This is a genomic window from Bacillus sp. SN32, assembly GCF_002837495.1.
Classification (GTDB): Bacteria; Bacillota; Bacilli; order Bacillales; family Bacillaceae; genus Bacillus; species Bacillus subtilis.
Map to the genome: position 1 here is coordinate 573,431 of NZ_PJCT01000002.1, position 20,574 is coordinate 594,004.

Genomic DNA, 20,574 nt, shown 5'->3' on the forward strand with positions numbered 1-20,574 from the left:
CGGTTATCAACAGGATGCGCTTTTGTGGCAGCACATATACTTACAACAAATGTTTCATCATATGTGCGACACCATGTTCGTCATTGGTTAAGGTGACAGCATCGGCTATCGATTTGATGTCTTCCCGGGCATTGCCCATCGCTACACCTTTTCCCGCAGCCTCCAGCATCGATTTGTCATTTAAACTGTCACCTACAGCAGCGGTTTCCTCGAGCGGAATATTCAGCTGTTCCGCAAGCCTCTTCAGCGCCTGCCCCTTGGAAGCTTTGCGGGAAGAAAGCTCAAAGTTGTGCTCAGCCGAACTGACAAGCGTCAAATCTTCGGCATGCTCATATCTTTTCCAGCCTGCCTCAAGCTTTTCTTTGAAGAAAGAAAAGCCGAGAATATTGTAAAAATCGATTGGCTGATCGGCTTCAAACAGCTCTTGAAAGGAGTTAATGTAAGCAAAGCCCGATTGGCTGTATTGCACCTCGGCCGCCTGCTTAAGGACAGAAAGATCCGCTTCCGGATTTGCGCTTCTGAATCTGTCGAGCTCAACATCAAGAAGTTCTCTGCCGTTTTGCGGCGTATAAATCGCTGAACCTGTGAATACCTCATAATAATAGTTTTCCGACTCAAGCCATGAGAGAATGTCATACGCCCGTTTCTTATCAATCGTTTCGTGATGATAAAGCCTGCCGTCGGGATCGTGAATGACGGCGCCGTTTGCACTGATGACCCATGTTTTGATCCCCAGCGGTTCAAAGATTGACATGACGTCAAAATGAGCGCGCCCAGTTGACACCACCACTTCAATGCCATCCCGCTGCGCCTGCCGCAGTGCGTTTTCATTTTCCAAGCTTACCTGATGCTTGCTGTTGAGTAAGGTTCCATCTAAGTCAATCGCAATTAATTTCACGTTTGTCAGTCCTTTCCTTCATCCTGCTCTGTCACGAGAAGCTCAACGCCGTTTCGGTCAAGCAAGTCACAAAATGCCTGATTCGGCAGCCTGTCTGTAATCAAGAGGTCGATTTCATTCAGCTCCGCATACTGATAAAAACTGGTGCTGCCCAGCTTAGAATGGTCTGCAAGCGCGATTACCTGCTTTGCCTGCTGTATCATTTTCCGCTTCACCATGCCATCCTCTTCATGCGCAATTGTAATGCCATGTTCGGAAATGCCGACCACACCAATCAGCGCTTTATCAACATGGTAGCTTGAAAGCTTTTCAATCACAGAGGACCCGTACAGAAAGCGGTGCTCCTTTTCCAGCTTGCCTCCCAGCAGATAAATTTCAATTCCCTCTTTATCGGACAGCACATCCGCAAGATTAATCGAATTGGTGATTACCGTACAATCAACCGCATTCAAATGCTTTGCACATGCCTGAACAGTTGTAGAGGCGTCTAAAATCACCCGGTCACCATCATGAATAAGCGATGCTGCAAGCCTGCCGATCTTATTTTTTTCCTCAGACACTGTTTTCAGGCGGCCGGAATAGCTTTGAATTTTCTGATGCACAGTCGGTAAAATGGCGCCGCCTCTTGTGCGGATGATGGCATTCTGTTCCTCAAGTTTCACAAGATCTCGTCGCGCTGTATCCCTTGACACTTGCAGGAGCGTACAGATCTGCTCCGTTGTAATTCGGTTATGCTGTTTTAAAAAATCCAAAATCGCTACTAATCTTTCTTCTTGGTACACGCCCTCATTCCTTTTCTCAGCAATCATTTATAAGTAATTATAAGTTTTTGTTTAATTTTATTCAACATTAATAAGTGATTTTAAGTAAAAATGCGTCGAGAGAACCAATTTTTCCTAAGTAGACAAAAAGAAAGAACCAGTCTGGTCGACTGGTCAATTTTGAGGGGATGATGCGAAGATCCGGATAATAGTGAATGGATAGATAACGGGAGGAGCAGGGGGTGTCAATCAGCAGCTTTTTCCCGGGGTTTAGGGTCCATAAAACGAACAGTGTCAGCCAACACTTCTGTTACATACACGTTAACGCCTTCCGCGTTTTCATAGCTTCTTGTCTGAATCCGTCCGCTTACGCCGACGAGAGAACCTTTTTGGCAATACAACGCCGTGTTTTCAGCTGTTTTTCTCCAAAGTGTGCAATTGACGTAATCAGCTTCGATTTCACCTGAAGCATTCTTGAAGCTGCGGTTCACCGCGAGCGTAACATGTGCAACTGCCGCACCGGCGGAAGTGTAGCGAAGATCAGGATCTTTTGTAAGACGTCCGACAAGCATGACCTGATTGAACATGCGATTCCTCCTCTCCTTGCGGTTGTATGTATTGTAAATGATGCAACAGGAAAAGAAAAACGCTTAAAAATGGCTTTCAGCCTCTGTTTTTATCTTTCGTTTTCATTTTTCCTTCAGCTAAAAACATCTTTTGCTTTTTTCCTTTGAAGAAATATGTACTTTTTAAAAAACGGAAAAAGATTTGCTTTGTCAGCCAGTTTTGCGTATTCATGCGCACATAGGAAGAGCCATCCCACGCAAACCACTGAAAGCTCAATTTTTTTTCCGGCATTGACAGCTTGATTTTATACTGCTCCATGCCATCTTGTGTTTCGTATAAAAAACTTATTCTTCCTTTTTTGTTCAGATGAACCTCAAACACTTCTTTACGGCTTAACATATATGTTACTTCCTTTTGAATCAAATGGCTTTCAGAAGGAGCGCCGTCAATATAAATTTCTTTTAAACGAAATTGATTCATACCACATCTCTCCGTAATCCATAGTCAGTTACAGTATAATGAAAAAATAGAAATTATTAAATGTTTCGCTCATACAAAATTCTTTAGCCCCAGCATTGCAGGATTTTTTCCTCGAAAACGTTTATGTTATAATGGAAGGCAAGAAAACTTTGGAAGTAATCGGGGTGAGAAGAAATGAAAACCTTTAAACTGGTTGACCTGAATGTGGAACGAGTGGACAAGGAAGAACAATCAATCGAACAGTTTCCCCTTATTGACGGACTGATTATAAATAAAGAAGACGGTGAAAATCACTGGCTGATTGAGGCGCTTGTACAGAAAGAACATCTGTCTTTTTTTGAACAGCTTCAAAACAGCCAATCTGAAGCCAAAGTATTTGTAACGATCACGAAAAAAAGCAATCGCCCCGCCCAGCTGACAGCAGCAGTGAAAAATATCGTCAAGCTGGAAGAAAGCATCCAGGTTTTACTCTATGGACAAATGGTCACAAGAAAACAGCAGGGCACTGAAACCATTCTCGAGTCCCTTGTAAAAGAGGGCTATACAGGAACAAAACTCATTGAAGCATTTAAGCAAAAGTTATAAATATGAGGGGGCATGTTCCCCAAAACAGACACAGAACCGAAGAGCATCACAATAGACATTTAGAATAGATATGTTCTGCATGAAAAAAGCTGCCGTTTTGAACGGCAGCTTTTCTTTTCGTACTTTCACTCTTGCATATTTAATTTGTATGGCCAAAAGAATCAACCAATTCCCCTTTCACAACAAGGCGCCCTTCAGTTTTGACAGCCTTGTCACATGTGATTAGCGTAATCTCTTTTTTGTTTGTCTCCTCAATTACATCTGCATCCATTTCCGATATGATGTCTTTAGATGTTACAGAATAGATATAATCCTTTTTAAAATCCGTGATGACAATTTGGGCACCTGTTTTTATGTTTTCCAGAGGTCCGAACAGAAGATTCTTTTGCTTCAAATGATGGCCCGCCAACGGATAATTTCCCTCACCCATTTTTTGATCCGGGCGCATTGTTGCCGCCCCAATCAAAAGATTTTCATTGGTTGTGCCTTTTACGATCGGAAGCTCCAGATCGACACTTTTAATTGTTATCCGCCCGATAACCGCTTTTTGATCGTGATCAAAGCCGGCCTTTACAGCATCCATCAACTCAGGCGGCTCGATTGAATCAAATTCAAATTCCGCTTCTCTCTCATTATTTTTTTTCAGCTGCTCCACAGTTAAGGCCGATTCACTCTGGCTTTTGCTAAGATAAGCTATAATTCCACCTTTGATATAAGGAGAAGAGATCAGCAGCAGTCCGAAAAGGATGAACACCGTAATGATCATTTTCTTGTACATGCAAAAAACCCTTTCTTATGCATCCTTCTAAAAACGCTTCGTGTCACTTTTCAAAAAAGCACCTGATCGATTCTTCGATGATCAGGTGCCTTCAACTTTATCCTTTTCTTTGTTTCTTTCTTGAGGCAACAGCTAAGCCTCCGCCTGCCATAAGCAGCAGGATACCGATCATTGCTGTCAGCATGCTGTCTGTATCTCCGGTTTTTGGGAGGGTTTTGTCTGTGTTCGACTGACCATCCGAGCTGCCATCTGTACCATTGGTATTCGGATGATCTCCATCATCTTTTCCATTTCCGCCCGGTGCAGGTTTATCAGGATGATCATGCTTATCAGGCGTTGGTGTTTTCACTTTTTGATTAGAAACAACGATCTCAACAGCTTTTGACTGTCCTTTTTCAATTGTGAATTCAATCGGTGTTTCGTCAAGTTTGTAACCTTCGGGAGCCTTCGTTTCAATCAACTGGTAGCTTCCCGGCGCAAGGCCTTTTACAGTGAACTGCCCATTTTGATCTGTTTTCCAGAGTTTAGAAAGCTCTTTTCCATACCCGTCAGTTTTTACAGGCTTGCCGCTTTCGTCCAATAACTTGAATTCAGCGCCCTCCAAAACGGTATTTTTATCGTCTTGATCCACTTTTTTCACATTTACGTCACCTGGTGCCAAAATGTTTTCCGCGGTGATTTCGACTGTTTTCGTGTCTGTGTTTGTGATCTTGAACGATATAGGAGTTTGGTCCACCTCATAATCCTTAGGCGCTTTTGTTTCTACAAACTGATAATCGCCAGCTTTGAGGCCATGCACCGTGATTTGTCCTTTGTCATCGGTAACCAAACCGGACTTCAGCACTTTGCCGTTGGCGTCTGTCAAATTGAATTCTGCGCCTTGCAGAACTTTACGTTGATCATGCTGATCCACTTTTGTGAGGACAACCCGGTTCTTCGTATTAACCGCTGTTACTTCAACTTGTTTAGGTTTGCCGCCGTTTTCTGCCTTAATGGTGAATGGCACAGGGATGGCGGATAATAGATACCCGTCTGGCGCCTGTTTTTCGATAAATTGGTAGCTTCCTGGCGCTAACCCGTCAACTTCAATTTTGCCGCCTTCTTTTGAGACTAGATCGTCTCTCACTGTTTTCCCATTGCTGTCAGTGATTTTGAATACCGCGCCTGCTAAGCCTTTTCCATCCTGATCTTCCTTCGTCAGCTGAACCGATCCTTGATAGTTCACGACGATCCGGGCATCAGCGGATTTTGGCTTTCCTGCTGCTGATTCAGAAATGGTAAACTCTTTTTTCTCCGTGTTTAGCACATAACCGGCTGGCGCTTTCGTTTCAACAAAGGCGTAACGTCCCGGCGCAAGGCCCGAAGCTTTTACTTTTCCCTCTTTATCGGAAGTCAGCTCTTCTTGAACCGTATTTCCTTTTTCGTCGACAATGATGAAAACTGCACCTTCAAGCTTCTTGCCTTCCGCATTTTCCTTCGTCAACTCAACGGAGCCTTTATGATTAATGGCGATCCCGGCATCTGTAGCTTCAGGCTTTCCTTCAGAGGAATCAGAGATCTCAAACTCTATTTTCTCTGTGTTCAGCACATAACCGACTGGCGCTTTCGTTTCAACAAAAGCGTATTGTCCCGGTGCAAGGCCTGAAGCTGTGACTTTCCCGTTTTTATCTGAGGTCAGTCCTTCTTGAACCGTATTACCTTCCTTGTCGATAATCTTAAAGACGGCTCCTTCAAGCTTCTGGCCATCTGCATCTTCCTTCGTCAGCTCAACAGAGCCTTTATCGTTAACGGCGATTCCGGCATCTGCGGCTTCAGGCTTTCCTGCTGCAGATTCTGAGATGGTAAATTCTTTTTTCTTTGTATTCAGCACATAGCCGGCTGGCGCTTTTGTTTCCACAAAAGCGTAATGGCCCGGTGCAAGGCCCGAAGCCTCAATTTTTCCGTCTTTATCTGAAGTCAACTTCTCTTGAACAATCTTTCCATCTTGATCGACAATGTTGAATACTGCGCCTTCAAGTTTCTGGCCTTCAGCATTTTCCTTCGTCAGAGAGACTTTTCCTTGATAATTGGTCATTGCCCCCAAATTGACGTCAGACACTTGATTCTTTTCATTCTTTGCGATTGAGAAGTGAATCGCTTTTGTATTTACGATAAAGCCTTCAGGAGCTTGTGTTTCTGTCAAGCGATAGTAGCCCGCCGGCAAACCGTTCATTTCTACTTTTCCGTTTTTATCAGATTTTATATCTGTTCGTATGAGAGTATAGGTGCCGTCATTTGACTTTTTCTCCAGCTTGAAAACAGCACCCGCCAAAGGATTGTTTTGTTCGTCTTGTTTGATAAGCGTCACCTTGTTCTGTTGATTTACGACTTTGTACAGCGCTCCTGTCTTGGAGGAGTTGCTGTCTATCTTTACAGAGACTCCTTTTGCATAAGCATCACTGATGGTATATCCGTCAGGCGCTTTTACTTCTTTTAATACATAGGAACCGTAGCGAATATTTCCGAATGTAAGCTTCCCGCCGGCATCCGTCGTACCAGTGCGGAGGAGCTGTTTGGAGCCCTCAGACCATAACTGGAATTCTGCTCCTTCAAGAGCTTTATCGTCCTCTCCAGTCTTAAAAATCGTCAGGCTTCCTTTTTCTCCGGATCCGGAACCGTCGCCGCTTGAAATGGCAACAAAGATCGAGCTGCTGTTTTCTTGAGTCTGCTCCTTCACATTTGTTCCTGAAATGGACACCTTATTTTTAACATGGCCGCTCGTGCCGGCTATGTTAATCAGAGACCGGTATTTGATCACATAGGCGCGATCAATTTGCTTATAGCTGCCTATGAATTTCAGGACAAACGATTGTTCACCTGTTGTATTGTCCGTTTTGATGTCTAACGTGTAGTCTTTGTCTTTTTGAAGCTCGACATCTCCCGCGGTCAGATTTCCGCTGCTGTCTTTGACCACTCCGTTTTCATCATATTTTGCTTGATACACTTTAAAAGAATCCGCATCTAATATTTGATTTTCATCCGGCGTGTCAGTAACTTTTACGTCATCCAGCGTTGATTGGCTGGAGTTGACATTGATGTTCCAATCGATGTAGCTTCCATTTTGTTTGCCGCCTTTGAAAACCAGGCTTCCTCCGTTCGCAACTGAAACAGAGCCTGTTAACGTGCGGTCTGCATAGCCGTCATTATAGTAGGTTGCCTTGTTTGTATACTGATTCTGATCAATGACCTGTCCTTTGAGTGATGTCTTAAACTCAATCAGATATGGTACAGAATCGCCTGTTTTAAGGTGTACCGTCAGCGTGCGTTCATTTTTCGCAGAAGGCTCTTCGACATCATACTTGGAAGGATCAAGCGCGTCTCCTTCTGTGATCGAGCCGTTTTTATTGATCGTATAACTCTTAACGACAACGGAACCCGGCACAAATTGCTGAGGATCTGTTATGGCATCTTTGATATAAGGGTTTTTCGTCGGCTCGCCGTTATAGTTGACGCCGATTTTCCACGTGATTTCCTTTGAAACCGCGTTGTATGAGCCGTTTTTAAACCCATTATTTGAAGTCTGATGATTCGGCGTAAAACCGCTTGATACCTTATTCGTGCGCTCAGTGCCGTTTTGATCAGTCCATGTCGACTGAGCTGTATTCTTAACGCTTTCGTTAGAATAATCGGCATTGAATGTTGTCGTATAAGTGATCTTAAATTGACTGTCTGTTTTTGCATAATCCCCGATCAATGCCAAAGTAAAGCCTTTTTGATCAGGTTTTTTTGTTAACGTGTAGTCTTTGTCTTTCTGTAATGTTTTGTTGTTCGTTGTGTCTTGAAGCTTGAACGATTCATCAAGCAGAACCATTCCGCCGCTTTCAAATTGATCATCCAAAGTCCAATTGTTCATCAAGTATTTATTTTTATTAACTGTAATCGTCCAATCAACCGTCTTCTTCTCATAATCAACGTTTGAATATCCTTTGATGAGATTTTGCTGAATGGCTATTCCAGAAGCTTCTTTTGAATCCCCTGTTCCGGTTATAACGCTATTGGTGTATGTTGTAGATTTATCAATGATCACTCCGCTGTTGACCTTTGTTTGATATATGATTTTGTAAGCGCTGGTTACGTTTTTATTAAATTTGATTTCAAATCCGCTTCCATTATCGATGAGCGTGTAGTCCTCGCCTTCCTTTAAAGGCGTGCCCGCTTGCTCGCTGCCATTCTGACCAAAGGTAATAGGAATAACCTTCAAAGAATCTTTCACAAGATGCAAATCACCAGTTCCAAAAGAATCTTTAATGCTGGCCTTGGATTGGTCGATCTGTTTCTCACCGTAGTTGTATGCAAGAGCCCAGCTGAATGTTTGAGATTCTCCATCATAGCCGGTCGATGATTTCGCGATCATTTTTCCATACTTGGCTGCAACAGTGGCTTCTGCAGAAATGGGTTCCAGGTTGTCTCCGCTGAATGCCGCCTTATTTGTCAGCGTTATATTTCCGCCTTCACTCGGCTTCGCACCATTGTCAATGTCGGTTTCGTATACAAGGCGGTAGGCTGAATCAATTGTCCCGTCAAATGTGACATTTCCTTTTGAATCAACACTGTAGCCTGAAGAAACTTCATTTCCTCTGCTGACAGAACCATCAATGTTCACATTGAGTTCATACACTTTAACTGAACGGTAGATTACGCCATCTGGAAAGCTTTCCGTGAGTTTGGCATTTTTGACTTGATCCAACTTTTTATTGACATCGACCGTCCATGTTACTTTACCAGGGTTGATGCCTTTATCCAGCACACCTGATTTATCAATGGTTTTACTCACATTGGGTTTAAAATAAACTGTTGTTTCAGGAGTATCGGCATTCACAGGGAATGGAATCTTTTGTGTTGTCGAACCCGTTATTTTTTTCTCGTTGAACTGCGTATTGATAACCAATGTGCCTTTGACATTAGAACTTTCTTTTACCTCGCCGTTAAATGTCATCACCACATGTCCGTTCGTATCAATAGAAAATGTCCCGTAGGTGGTGTCTCCGGCGCCTAACGGCAGGTTCACAATGTCATTATGCATAATAAATTCTTTAGGCAAATCAAATTCATATTTATCGCCGGCATTGATCGTTTTTCCTAAATCGTCAGGAATAGCCCAATCAATTGAAATTTTCACCGGAGAATTCGTATTGGCGCGATTGCCCTTGTCATATGGCTCTCCGTTTGCATCCGTCAATGTCACGCCGGTTAAAATATGTTGCGTGATTTGTTTTTCTTCAGTTTGCAAGCTTTTGAAAGCTGATTGACTTGAGGATGACACTTTTTTTGAATCATCACTCTTAGAGGATTCGCCGCTCTTAGAGTCATCTGACGGCTGCTGTTCTTCCTCTTTTTGATCCTTGCTGACTGAAGGTGCAGATTTGTCATCTTTCCCTTCCTGATCACCCGCAGTATCAGAAGAGTCGTTTTTTGGCTCTTCCGCCTCGGCATCTGGTGTCTCCTCTTTCTTAACAGGAATGATCACCTGCTGGGTTTTGCCTCCCCCTAGCTGAAAAAGGGCTGCTGCTGTATGTTCATCGTCTTTTACATCTGCAGAAAACTTAGCTGGCAGTGTAATGGTCCCCTTGGCATCAGGAGAATCCGCGGATGCAGTTGTTAATTTTACTGTCATGGTGCTGCTGCCCGCCGGCACTTGATAGCTGCCGATGACCTGATCAGCAGATTTGATCTCACCTTCTGCACCTTTATCAAATGTAAAGCTTTTAGGTATCTCCACATTGATATCCTGTTCGCTATCAGCTTTTTTGTCTTTTTTCAATGACCATTCATATGTCAGTATCACTTCATCCCCCGGCGTTAATGCCGGTTCGTTTCCTTTTGATCCGTCAACAATCTGACTCTTTGCGTCCTTAACTGTTACCGAATCGAAGAATTGGCTGTCACTTGACGTTACGTCCACAGCCTGTGCTGTAAGAGTATAGCTGGCGATCTGGCTGAAGAAGAAAAAGATGGCAAGGCTTATGATCATAACGATCCGCCCGCTTTTTTTCAGCCCTAAGGGAAAACTCCTCGTTCTCAACTTTTCATTCCTCCCTTTCTTATCTATCTTTCACTTGCCGACTGATCCGCGAGACCATAACATCATGTCTCATCCCTCAAAAAGAACTGCTAATACCGAATGAGTTTCAAAACTAAGATTTGCCATCCGAACCAAACTACATTGTATGAAATGGAACTATACAATTTCTGTACAACTCAGAAATCATGTATGATTGAAGTGAATTGGAGAGAGTTGAAGTTTCACCCAGGAGACATATGGCGAGGCCTTCTCTTTAAGTGCACAAAAAAACCAGTGTGCATCGAAAAGCAATCGACACATACTGGTTTGGAGTTCTTTAATTAATTTGATCCTTCATTTGTTTGTAACGCTGATATTCTTTTATCGCATCTTCTACCTTCCCGTTTTTGTTGAATAGCTGCAGCTTGTATTGCATAATTTTATGATCGCATGGCTCAATTTTCTCCGCTTGCAGGCAAATGTCCATCGCTTGATGATCGTTCATTTCATGAATATGATAATCGATCAGTTCATAGGCCTTTCCAAGCCAAAGCTGGGAAAGACGCGTCTTTTCCGGTTCTGCCCAAAGATAACCGTGCTCCATTAGGTAATGATTTTGATAGGACATGAAAATATCCATGTGCAGATGTAATGTAGCCGTATTGAGCGGCGGCGCCCCTTTTAGTGATTTTTCCCATTCGACAACATCGATTTTTGCGCCTGAAAGCCGAAGAATATATCCAGTATCAGTCTTCTCGATAGTTTGGCTGAAAGGGATCTGGCTGAATAGTTTTCGTATTTGGTAAATGGTGGAGTAAAGTTGGGTGCTTGCTTTTGAAACATCGTAATGAGGCCAAAAAAGATCGATTAGCATGTCTTTACTGACCACATGGCCTTGATTGTGAAGCAAAAATAAGTATATTTCACGTGCTTTCGACGTTCTCCACTTGACTGGAATGCTTGTTTTGACACCCTTTAAGATTTGATGAAACTGCAAGCTTCCAAAGCATTGGATGGAAAAATGCGCCTCGGTATTTTCTGCATTTTGTCTGAGCATATTATTCGTTTTGATTCGTTCAACAGTTGTCTCAAGCCGCTTGTATATGACAGGCTTCAGCAAATAATCAATGGCATTCAGCTCAAACGCCTTGATAGCAAACTCATTATAAGCCGTGATGAAAACGACTTGGATGTTTTCATTCATCGATTGAATCGCCTCAGCAAGCTCAATGCCATTTACCCCCGGCATTTCAATATCAAGAAACACCGCATCTACAGCAGGAGTCTCAGGATGCTCTAAGGCCTCAACCGGATCTTGATACGCCATAATAGATTGAAAGGCGTTTGTTCGTTCAAGCATTTTCTTAAAATGGAGCAATGCCAAGTGCTCATCGTCAACAATTAACGCTTTCACAAAACATCCCACCCTATATGTAAAATCGAGATATCAGTAAATAACTTCTATTATATCATGACAAATAACCCCTTTATCTGGATTCTTTTTCTTTCTATTGTAGTTTTTGAAATTTTGCACTTACAATATTTATAAAAAAATAGGAATTTAGAATGATCCTATTTGAATAAAGGAGCCATGATATGAAAGAGAAATTGATCTTCACTTCGATTATTTTCGGTTACGCTGCATTCTTTATGGGTTTCATAGCCATTGACCATTTTTCCGGATCAACGCTTCCTGCGGCAAGGCATGGGGTCATGAACTTGGAGAATTGGGATTTTCAGAAGGATGGGAATGTACAGCTAAACGGAAAATGGACATTGTATCCAAATCAGATTCTGTCACCAAAAGAGATCGCTTCAGCAAAAGGAAAAGATCCCTTATTCGTTGATGTCCCCAGCAATGTGAAGCTGGCCAAGCAGGGTATCAATGTTGATTACGGAACGTATAAGCTGACCATCAGATCAAAGCAAGACAATCAGGTTTTTGGGATCAGCACGTCGTTTATTTACAGTGCCAATCGCATCTATTTTAATGGACAATTCATTGGCCAAAGCGGCAACCCTTCAGATAAACCTGATTTTGCGGCACAAAACCGCCCATATACGAGCTTTTTTACGCTTCACAAGGGTGACAATGAACTTGTCGTACAATTTTCGAACTTCGGAAAAACGCCGGGATGGGGAATCGCAAAGCCAATTACTTTTGGCACCCAGGAACAAATAGTGCGGGAAAATAAAATTTCCTTTCTTAATGATACAATCATGATTACAGCTTTTTTCATTACCGGATTATATTTTCTGGGCTTTTTCCTGCAAAGAAAAAAAGATAAACATTTGTTGTTTTTTTCTGTTATGTGTCTTCTGTTTTCGTTCATTATTCTGATGATCGGAAAAGAGCGGATTATATTTCTCCTCTATCCGTCAATTTCATTTTCACTGCTAAATTCATTGAGGGCCATCTCTACAGTGCTCGTCAGCATTGCGGTTTTTCTCTATCTCTTTTTTGCTTACAGAGAGATTGTTTCAAAGCGATTTATTCGCATTGCCACTGTTTCTTCCGGGCTGGTCTTAGTCACAGATTTTTTAACCGTGGGTTTTATCGGCCATGCCTCGTACATCTTACATTCTGTGCTAGCGGTCTCGACTCTGGTTTATATTACATATATTTTTACGATTGCTGCGATCCGCAAAATGGAAGGAAGTCTGTATCTGACCATCGCCTCTATATCAATGAGTGCTTTTGTCATTTTAACCACCATTTCAGCTTATAGCGGCAAAACAGCCTTTTCCTTTAATTCGATTTATTCATTGCCAACAGTTATCGCTTTGCTGGCGATCGTTCTGTTAATGGCACAGCAATTTGCCGGGGCATTCCGTGAAAATGAAGTGCTGTCGTGGAAATTGCTCAGAAGTGACCGGCTAAAGGATGAATTTATTGCCAAAACATCACATGAATTCAAAACACCGCTGAACAGCATCATTAATATATGCCAGACCCTGCTGGCCGGCAAGGGAAAAAGAACGATAGAAGAAGAGAAAGAAAATATGCAGCTCGTCATCCGCATGGGCTACAGGCTGTCCAATCTGGTAAATGACATCCTGGATTTAGAAAAAATAAAGCAAGGCATGCTTCAAATCCACCCGGTTCCTGTTGATATTTATACTTTAGTTTGTTCGGAAATGAATTTCTACAACCTCTTATCGAGACATAAAAACTTAAATATCATGAACCATATCCCAGACGATCTTCCTCTGGTGCTCACAGATGAAAACCGCTTCCGCCAAATATTAACCAATTTAGTGGACAATGCAATCAAATATACAACAGAGGGCCAAATCACACTTTCTGCTTCAAGACTGAACGATAACATGATCAAAGTGACAGTAGCAGATACGGGAAGCGGCATTTCAGAAGCCGATCGCCAAACCATCTTTGAGTCTTTTCAGCAAGCCGAAAAGAATAAAGACGATGGTGCCGGTCTTGGCCTCAGCATTGTCAAACAGCTGGTTCAGCTCCAAAACGGAGATATTTGGGTCGAATCAGAAGAAGGAAAAGGTTCGGCATTCCATTTCACCTTGCCGATCGCCCAAAATGAACCTGTATCTGAAACAAAAAAACGCCTTCCTGAATTACAATCCGGGAGAGATCTATCAGATATCTCATTTAGCACGCCTTATTACTCTGAGAGTATTGACGCTCCAACCATTCTGATTGTCGATGATAACATTGACAGTTTAAAAATTTTAAACGATATGCTTGAAGGTGTGCCCTACAATGTGATTGCTGCGAAGAACGGAAAGGAAACATTAGAAATCGTCTCTTGCACAAAGCTTGATTTGGTTATTTTGGACTTGATGATGCCGGATATGACTGGTTTCGAAGTCTGTATGAAAATTCGCGAACGATTCAGCATGGTTGATCTTCCGGTTCTGATCATTACAGCTGCCATTATCGGCCATGACAAATACAAGGCTTTTCATGCCGGAGCGAATGACATTTTGCAAAAACCTTATCATTACTCTGAATTTATGGCGCGTATTCAAAACCTGATCATGATGAAACATACAGCAAATCAAGCCACAAGAATGGAAATGGCGTTTCTCCAGTCGCAAATCAAGCCTCATTTTCTTTATAATGTATTAAACACGATTATTTCTCTCACTCATTTGGATATTGAAAAGGCCCGGGAGGTAACAGAGGAATTTACCAACTATTTAAGAATGAGTTTTGACTTTCAAAATACATCAGCCATCAGTTCCTTCAGACATGAGCTTTCGATTATCAATTCCTATCTTTCTATAGAAAAGACGCGATTCGGTAATCGGCTTGAGGTTCTTTTCGATATAGATGAAGACATTGACTTTATCCTTCCGCCTTTAATGATTCAGCCCTTGGTGGAAAATGCCGTTCTTCACGGTGTCAGCAAGAAAAGAGGCGGAGGATGGATCAAACTGACAGCTAAAAAACAATGCAAAAATAAGTATCACATCAAAGTAGAGGATAACGGTGCGGGGATGCCTCCGGAAAAACAAAAAGATCTCTTATCTGCGGATTTCGATCGCAGCGTCGGATTGAAAAATATCAATCAGCGGCTGAAACATTTTTGCGGGAGCGAGTTGATGATTACCAGCACTCCGGATGCAGGCACCTCTGTCTCAATGCTCATTCATCTCGCTGAAACAACAGAAAGCCCTGCAGAACTGAAGGACACAGAACGAACCTAAACGGAAATTGAGAAAAAAAAGACGCCGTTTCTAACGGCATCTTTTTTATTCCGGCGACTTTGCTTGCTGCTTCAGCAGGTCTCTGATTTCTTTCAGCAGCTCCTCCTGTGCATCCACCGCTTCCTCCGCAGCCTCTTCTTCTGCTGCTTCTTTTTTGCGCCTTAACCCATTCAAAGTCCGAATGACGATAAAAATGGAGAACGATATAATTAAGAAGTTCACAATCGTCTGTATAAAGCTGCCATACTTCACTACAGCATCGCCAAACGTAAACGACAGGCCTGAAAAGTCAAGCCCTCCCAGCAGCAAACCGACCAAAGGCATAATGATATCATTTACTAGAGATGTGACGATCTTTCCGAAAGCGCCGCCTATCACAACACCAATCGCAAGGTCTACGATATTCCCCCGCATGGCAAAGGCTTTAAATTCATTCCACATACAATCACCTGCTTTTCTATATTTGTAAAGAAAAAAAGACAAATGTGCCGCTGGCCATCTGCCTTTTTTCAATTATTCTCCGAGGGCAAAAGTCAGTTCTACTTCGCAAACGACTTCGCCATCAACTGTGGCAACGCCTTTTCCGCGCCCGATTGTACCGCGGGCACGAATGATTTCAACCTCAAGGTGAAGCTGGTCACCAGGCTTGACTTGTTTTTTAAAGCGGCAGTTATCAATGCCTGCAAAAAAAGCCAGTCTGCCGCGGTTTTCTTCTTTAATCAACATCGCAACAGCTCCGACTTGAGCGAGTGCTTCTACGATTAATACGCCGGGCATAACCGGGTACTGAGGAAAATGTCCGTTAAAGAACTCTTCATTAGCGGTTACATTTTTATAGCCTTTTGCCCGTTTGCCCTCTTCAACTTCCGTAATCCGATCCACAAGCAAAAACGGATAACGGTGAGGAATAATTTCTTTAATTTGCTGAGTATCAAGCATTGTCTTGACATCTCCTTCATCTGCATTAGTATGTATAGCAATCATCAAAGATCCAATCTGTACATTTGAAAAGTATATTATGAATTAATCTCTTTTTCAACCGCGCTAAAATGTAACCAACTGTCAATGAGAGCCGTCAAAAGTTATGATATGATAATTATAGATTTTACCAATAGCAAAGAGGTAGGAAAATGATTTCGAAGTTTATTGAAAAAAGAATGCTAAACATGTTAGACGAGTGGTATTCCGCAATGAGCAAACGCAAAATGAATCACGTTTGCACACTGAAAGAGAAAATTGATCAGCACCTTCCAAAGATCAAAAAGAACACAAAACTTTGGATGCGTTATCAATTGTTTCAGGCCCGCCATCAGCTGCTTTTTGAAAACCAGAACGGACTCGATTCATTGTTCGATGACCTATATGGCCTGGAAGACAAAATGGATGATGAATTGAAATATTATCTGTATTTTTTCTCTGGGTTATATGAGATGGTAAAAACAGCTCCGAAACATGCAGTACATCATTTTAAAAAAGCTGAACAGTACCTGGCCGCCATTCAAAATACGTTTGAAGCCGCTGATTTATATTATCAAACCGCCGGCGCCTATTACTTGATGAAATCACCGCCGCTTTCCATCCAATACGTCAAAAAAGCATTACACATCTATTTGCACCAATTCGGCTATATCAAAAAGGTAATCACCTGTAAACTTTTGCTCGCCGTGAATTATATTGATCAAGAACGCTATGAAAAAGCTGAACAGCTTTTCAAAGAAATCATTAAGAAAACCCAGCAACTACATGACGAAAACCTGCTATGCCACGCTTATTATAACCTTGGCTTTTTAAAAGCGACCGAGAAAAAAGACCAGGAAGCGCTTCTTTACTTTAGAAAAGTATTAAAGAATCAAGAATTTGAAATGAATTCACCAGTCTCATATCTTCATTGTGTGTACGAGTCTGTCAGAGCGCTTTTTAAAACAGGAAACATCACAGAAGCTAAAGCCGTCCTTCAAAAAGGAAAAGAATTATCTGAAAAGGTAGACATTCAAACCATTTATTTAAAATTAAAAACGCTTGAAGCCCTCTACACCTCAGTGGAAGATCCCTATGAGCAGCTGCTCGAATATGTGCTTGAATTAGAAAAAATCGAGGCGTGGGTGGATTTAGAAGTGCTGTTAGAAGATATTACGGAATACTACAAAAAAAAGGACGATTTCGAAAAAGCCGCTTTTTTTATCATGCGCGGCTGATTGAAAAACGCCCATTTTCTTATTATCTGACTGAATTGATTAAACCGAGCATTTGATCTCCCATTGTGATCGTTCTGCTGTTCAGCTGATATGAACGCTGGGACGTGATCAAATCTGTCATTTGTTCTGAAATATCGACATTGGACATCTCAAGTGAGCCCTGCTGCATGCCGATGTTTTGTCTATTTGCGCCGTTCAGCTCTTCTAAAGCTGCCGCATTATCAATAGAGAAAAGGTTATTCCCTTCGGATTTCAGCTCTTGAGGGTTATTCACTTGGACAACGCCAAGATTAAACCGCTGAACCGCGTTTCCGTCAGATGCGGTTAAGGTGCCGTTCTTATTGATGGTGATATTCTTCATTGAGCTGTCGATGTTCACTGTATTGCCGTTCTCATCAAGTACGGGATACCCATTTCCAGTGACGAGCTGCAGCTGGTTGGCATTATTGGCTGAAGGCGTTAAATATAATGCTCCGTCTCTCGTATACTGGCGGTTTCCATTTACATTGACCTGAAGATACTGGTATGGAGACGTAAATGCGATATCCAGATCGCGATCCGTCTTCTGAATGCTACCTTGATCAGAGACAAGGCGTGAATTCATCATCGCTCCGACGCCAAGGCGCAAGCCGGGCGGCGTTTTTCGGGCTTTTGCCACTTCCTCGTTTTTTTCATCAACCTGATCGAATTGCTGTCTGACAAGCTCAGAAAAATTCGTATCTTTTGCCTTATAGCCGGTTGTGTTGCTGTTTGAAAGGTTGCTGCTGATTGTGTCAATCTGCTGCTGCAGCTGGTTTAAGGTTGTTGATGCCGTTAGCATTGACCTGAGCATAGTTGATGTCCCCCGTTTTTTCTTCCGTTATCTTAAATTTTTCCGATTTCATTCGCTGCTTTATCCATACTTTTATCGTAAGCCTGAATAACCTTCTGATTCGCCTCAAACGATCTGTACGCTTCAGTCATTTCTGTATAGGCGCTCGTCACATCCACGTTTGAAAGCTCTGAGACGCCTTGTTTTAATGAATAGGATACCTGATTGTTTCCGGCTGCGCTTGGCAGATCATTACCGTCCGCCGTGCTGTACAAATCATTTCCGTCCCGTTTGAGATTGCGGACATCTTCCGCCATTCTGACATCAATTTGGCCGGCTGTGCGTCCGTTCGTTGTCACAGTACCGTTTTCAGACACAGTAAAATTCTCATTATCAACAGTGATTGGCTGGCGATCCGTCGATAAAATAGGGCGTCCGTTGATCGTCAGCTGGTTGTTCTCATTTAGTGAAAATGTGCTGCTTTTTGAATAACGGATTCCATCCGCTGTTTGAACCGGATAAAAAAGAGCAGCTTTTTCATTGGTTTCCGCATTCATCGGAACTTGATTTTCGATCAATGCAATGTCTGTAGGCTGATCTGTGGACTTCAGGCTTCCCTGTGTGAAGAGAGGCTTGAGCTCCTGCATATACACTCCGGTATTCACGGAACCGATTTCCGTCCTCGATGTCCCGGCCGGAGATTTTGATTCTATTCTGCTGAGCAGCATCTCAGGGAACGCGCGCATCGAGCCTTGATCAGCTTTATATCCTGATGTATTTGCGTTAGCAATATTATTTGAAAGCATTTCCGTTCTTCGCTGCTGGGCAATCATTGCGGATGTTGCTGTATATAATCCTTTTAACAAATTTCCCACCTCTAAAAATGGCATTTTTTCCAGTTGTCATATAGGAACGTTCGTTCTATAATAAAAACTCAGTATTTTATCCTATTATCGTCATTTAACATCTTTTCGTGAAGGCTTTTTCATAAAAAAACCTCATTCTTTTTGCAGAATGAGGTTTGTGAAATCAGCTTAGTTTGCGTTTAGGAAGCTTGTCCATATTATCAAGCATGACACCTGTGCCGATGGCTACGCAATCCATAGGATTTTCAGCAACGAGGACCGGTACCTTCAGCTCTTCAGCAAGCAGCTGGTCAAGGCCGTTTAAGAGCGCGCCTCCGCCGGTAATAATAACGCCGCGGTCAATAATATCAGCAGAAAGTTCAGGCGGTGTTCTTTCGAGCACTTGTTTCGCAGCCTGAACAATAACAGCGACAGATTCACGAAGGGCTTCTTCAACTTCTTTACTGTTTACTGTAATTGTTCTTGGAAGACCGGAAACCATGTCCCGTCCGCGAATGGAAATTTCCTCGTGACGTGCGTCTGGGAAAACAGTTGCGACTTTAATCTTAATATCCTCCGCAGTACGTTCGCCGATCAGCAGCTTGTACTCGCGTTTGATATAATTTAAGATTTCCATGTCAAACTTGTCCCCAGCCATTTTAATAGAAGAGGAGGTGACAATATCGCCCATTGAAATAACCGCGATATCCGTCGTCCCGCCTCCGATGTCTACAACCATGTTACCGCTTGGCTGGAATATTTCCATACCCGCGCCGATAGCGGCAACTTTAGGTTCTTCTTCAAGGTACACATGTTTCCCGCCGCTTTTTTCTGCAGCTTCTTTAATTGCTTTTTGCTCAACGGATGTAATATTCGTCGGGCAGCAAATGAGCATGCGCGGCTTTGAGAACAGGCCTTTTACATTCAGCTTGTTAATAAAATGTTTCAGCATTGCTTCTGTTACTTCAAAGTCAGCAATAACTCCGTCTTTCAGCGGGCGAATCGCAACAATATTCCCAGGTGTACGTCCAACCATTCGTCTTGCCTCTTCGCCAACCGCCAGCACTTTGCCGCTGTTTTTATCAAGTGCAACAACGGAAGGTTCATTCAGAACAATTCCTTTACCTTTAACATGGATCAGTACATTTGCAGTACCGAGGTCAATACCAATATCCCTTGCAAACATCTATTTATATCCTCCTTGAAAATCTGTTTCACAGTAAATATCCACATTGTGCCCTAATTATATATATTATCATAAAATATAGAAAAAAAGTTGGAAGCACAATAAGTTCTTTACAAATTTTTGCGGATGTTTTATGAACGATTTCAAGAAGGCAATGCCAGGTGATTACGATTGCTGAACAGGCTCTCCTTCGAGAATTTCATCTTTTTTATATTTGAGCTTTGTCGCTTCTCCTCCTCTTAAATGCCTGATGGATTTATGATAATCGAGTATTTCTTTCACTTCGTTTGCCAAGTCGGGGTTAATTTCAGGCAGACGCTCTGTTAAATCCTTGTGTACTGTACTTTTGGAAACACCAAATTCCTTCGCAATGACACGAACGGTTTTCTTTGTCTCCACGATGTACTTCCCTATCTTGATTGTTCGCTCTTTGATGTAATCGTGCACACCACTCGACCTCCCTAAAATGGATGTGAGAAGTGTGAAATGAGATCCGTATTCTGTAAAGAGTCGTTCATTATGCCGCTTCTTCGTTGTATGGTTTTAAAAGTAAGTTTGTGAAATATGCCCACGATCCCTCACCTCAAACACTCTCTTTGTTAGGTTTGTAACAGTGTATTAGCATTCTTTTGGGAATATGCTAAAAACTCAATAAGGACAAGGGGTGAAACGAACTTTTTCAGATTCAGCAAACTATTTCGCGTCACTAAATTTTCACCTTTACAACTATCGATCGCTCCTGTAA

17 protein-coding genes and 1 pseudogene are annotated in these 20,574 nt (G+C 42.4%); 4 read left to right on the forward strand and 14 right to left on the reverse strand.

Annotated elements, in window-relative coordinates:
• Window positions 1-40: 40 nt before the first annotated feature.
• The 4 genes from ywpJ to ywpG all read right to left on the reverse strand — a co-directional run bounded on the left by ywpJ (window position 41) and on the right by ywpG (window position 2,706).
• Complete coding sequence (gene ywpJ / locus CW370_RS11255) at window positions 41-898, reverse strand: phosphatase YwpJ (RefSeq protein WP_015251049.1); 858 nt, start codon at window positions 896-898, stop codon at window positions 41-43.
• Between the two features lie 5 nt (window positions 899-903).
• Window positions 904-1,680 carry a transcriptional regulator GlcR gene (gene glcR, locus CW370_RS11260; protein WP_003244075.1) on the reverse strand — a complete coding sequence of 259 codons (777 nt, stop codon included), beginning with the start codon at window positions 1,678-1,680 and terminating at the stop codon, window positions 904-906.
• A 224-nt stretch (window positions 1,681-1,904) separates the two neighbouring features.
• Window positions 1,905-2,246 carry a single-stranded DNA-binding protein SsbB gene (ssbB, locus tag CW370_RS11265; RefSeq protein ID WP_014478203.1) on the reverse strand — a complete coding sequence of 114 codons (342 nt, stop codon included), beginning with the start codon at window positions 2,244-2,246 and terminating at the stop codon, window positions 1,905-1,907.
• Window positions 2,247-2,322: 76 nt separating this feature from the next.
• Window positions 2,323-2,706 carry a DynA interaction protein YwpG gene (gene ywpG / locus CW370_RS11270; RefSeq protein ID WP_014478204.1) on the reverse strand — a complete coding sequence of 128 codons (384 nt, stop codon included), beginning with the start codon at window positions 2,704-2,706 and terminating at the stop codon, window positions 2,323-2,325.
• 174 nt (window positions 2,707-2,880) lie between these two features.
• Between ywpG and CW370_RS11275 the strand changes: the two genes are divergently transcribed.
• Entirely contained in the window at window positions 2,881-3,291 is a 411-nt protein-coding gene (locus tag CW370_RS11275; RefSeq protein ID WP_003227794.1) for a YwpF-like family protein, read from the forward strand.
• A 139-nt stretch (window positions 3,292-3,430) separates the two neighbouring features.
• Here the strand turns inward: CW370_RS11275 and CW370_RS11280 are convergent, their stop codons facing one another.
• From CW370_RS11280 to CW370_RS11290, 3 genes are all read right to left on the reverse strand, one after another.
• Complete coding sequence (locus CW370_RS11280; protein WP_069322955.1) at window positions 3,431-4,069, reverse strand: class A sortase; 639 nt, start codon at window positions 4,067-4,069, stop codon at window positions 3,431-3,433.
• 97 nt (window positions 4,070-4,166) lie between these two features.
• Window positions 4,167-10,130, reverse strand: coding sequence for a SpaA isopeptide-forming pilin-related protein (locus CW370_RS11285; protein WP_101169641.1), 5,964 nt, complete (start codon window positions 10,128-10,130; stop codon window positions 4,167-4,169).
• Between the two features lie 316 nt (window positions 10,131-10,446).
• Entirely contained in the window at window positions 10,447-11,523 is a 1,077-nt protein-coding gene (locus tag CW370_RS11290) for a response regulator (protein WP_024571993.1), read from the reverse strand.
• Between the two features lie 806 nt (window positions 11,524-12,329).
• On the opposite strand from CW370_RS11290, the pseudogene CW370_RS21555 reads away from it, so the two are divergent.
• A pseudogene (locus tag CW370_RS21555) lies at window positions 12,330-13,643 on the forward strand (sensor histidine kinase); the annotation flags it as partial.
• 177 nt (window positions 13,644-13,820) lie between these two features.
• Window positions 13,821-14,792, forward strand: coding sequence for a histidine kinase (locus CW370_RS21560; RefSeq protein WP_234398221.1), 972 nt, complete (start codon window positions 13,821-13,823; stop codon window positions 14,790-14,792).
• Window positions 14,793-14,837: 45 nt separating this feature from the next.
• Here CW370_RS21560 and mscL read toward each other — a convergent pair whose 3' ends face one another.
• Entirely contained in the window at window positions 14,838-15,233 is a 396-nt protein-coding gene (gene mscL, locus CW370_RS11300; protein WP_021445844.1) for a large conductance mechanosensitive channel protein MscL, read from the reverse strand.
• A gap of 72 nt (window positions 15,234-15,305) precedes the next feature.
• Complete coding sequence (gene fabZ / locus CW370_RS11305) at window positions 15,306-15,731, reverse strand: 3-hydroxyacyl-ACP dehydratase FabZ (protein ID WP_003221796.1); 426 nt, start codon at window positions 15,729-15,731, stop codon at window positions 15,306-15,308.
• A 191-nt stretch (window positions 15,732-15,922) separates the two neighbouring features.
• Between fabZ and rapD the strand changes: the two genes are divergently transcribed.
• Window positions 15,923-16,987 carry an aspartate phosphatase RapD gene (gene rapD / locus CW370_RS11310; protein WP_014481149.1) on the forward strand — a complete coding sequence of 355 codons (1,065 nt, stop codon included), beginning with the start codon at window positions 15,923-15,925 and terminating at the stop codon, window positions 16,985-16,987.
• A 22-nt stretch (window positions 16,988-17,009) separates the two neighbouring features.
• Here the strand turns inward: rapD and flhP are convergent, their stop codons facing one another.
• The 5 genes from flhP to CW370_RS11335 all read right to left on the reverse strand — a co-directional run bounded on the left by flhP (window position 17,010) and on the right by CW370_RS11335 (window position 20,401).
• Window positions 17,010-17,819: a flagellar hook-basal body complex protein FlhP gene (gene flhP, locus CW370_RS11315; protein WP_024571991.1), complete on the reverse strand. Its 810-nt coding sequence runs from the start codon at window positions 17,817-17,819 to the stop codon at window positions 17,010-17,012.
• A gap of 32 nt (window positions 17,820-17,851) precedes the next feature.
• A complete protein-coding gene (gene flhO / locus CW370_RS11320) occupies window positions 17,852-18,664 on the reverse strand; it encodes a flagellar hook-basal body complex protein FlhO (protein ID WP_015251036.1) in 813 nt (270 codons plus the stop codon).
• Window positions 18,665-18,827: 163 nt separating this feature from the next.
• A complete protein-coding gene (mbl, locus tag CW370_RS11325) occupies window positions 18,828-19,829 on the reverse strand; it encodes a cell shape-determining protein Mbl (RefSeq protein ID WP_003227776.1) in 1,002 nt (333 codons plus the stop codon).
• A gap of 165 nt (window positions 19,830-19,994) precedes the next feature.
• Window positions 19,995-20,276 carry a sporulation transcriptional regulator SpoIIID gene (gene spoIIID, locus CW370_RS11330; protein ID WP_003221804.1) on the reverse strand — a complete coding sequence of 94 codons (282 nt, stop codon included), beginning with the start codon at window positions 20,274-20,276 and terminating at the stop codon, window positions 19,995-19,997.
• A gap of 14 nt (window positions 20,277-20,290) precedes the next feature.
• Window positions 20,291-20,401, reverse strand: a complete 111-nt coding sequence (locus tag CW370_RS11335) for a protein usd (protein ID WP_010886628.1) — start codon at window positions 20,399-20,401, stop codon at window positions 20,291-20,293.
• Window positions 20,402-20,574: the final 173 nt, after the last annotated feature.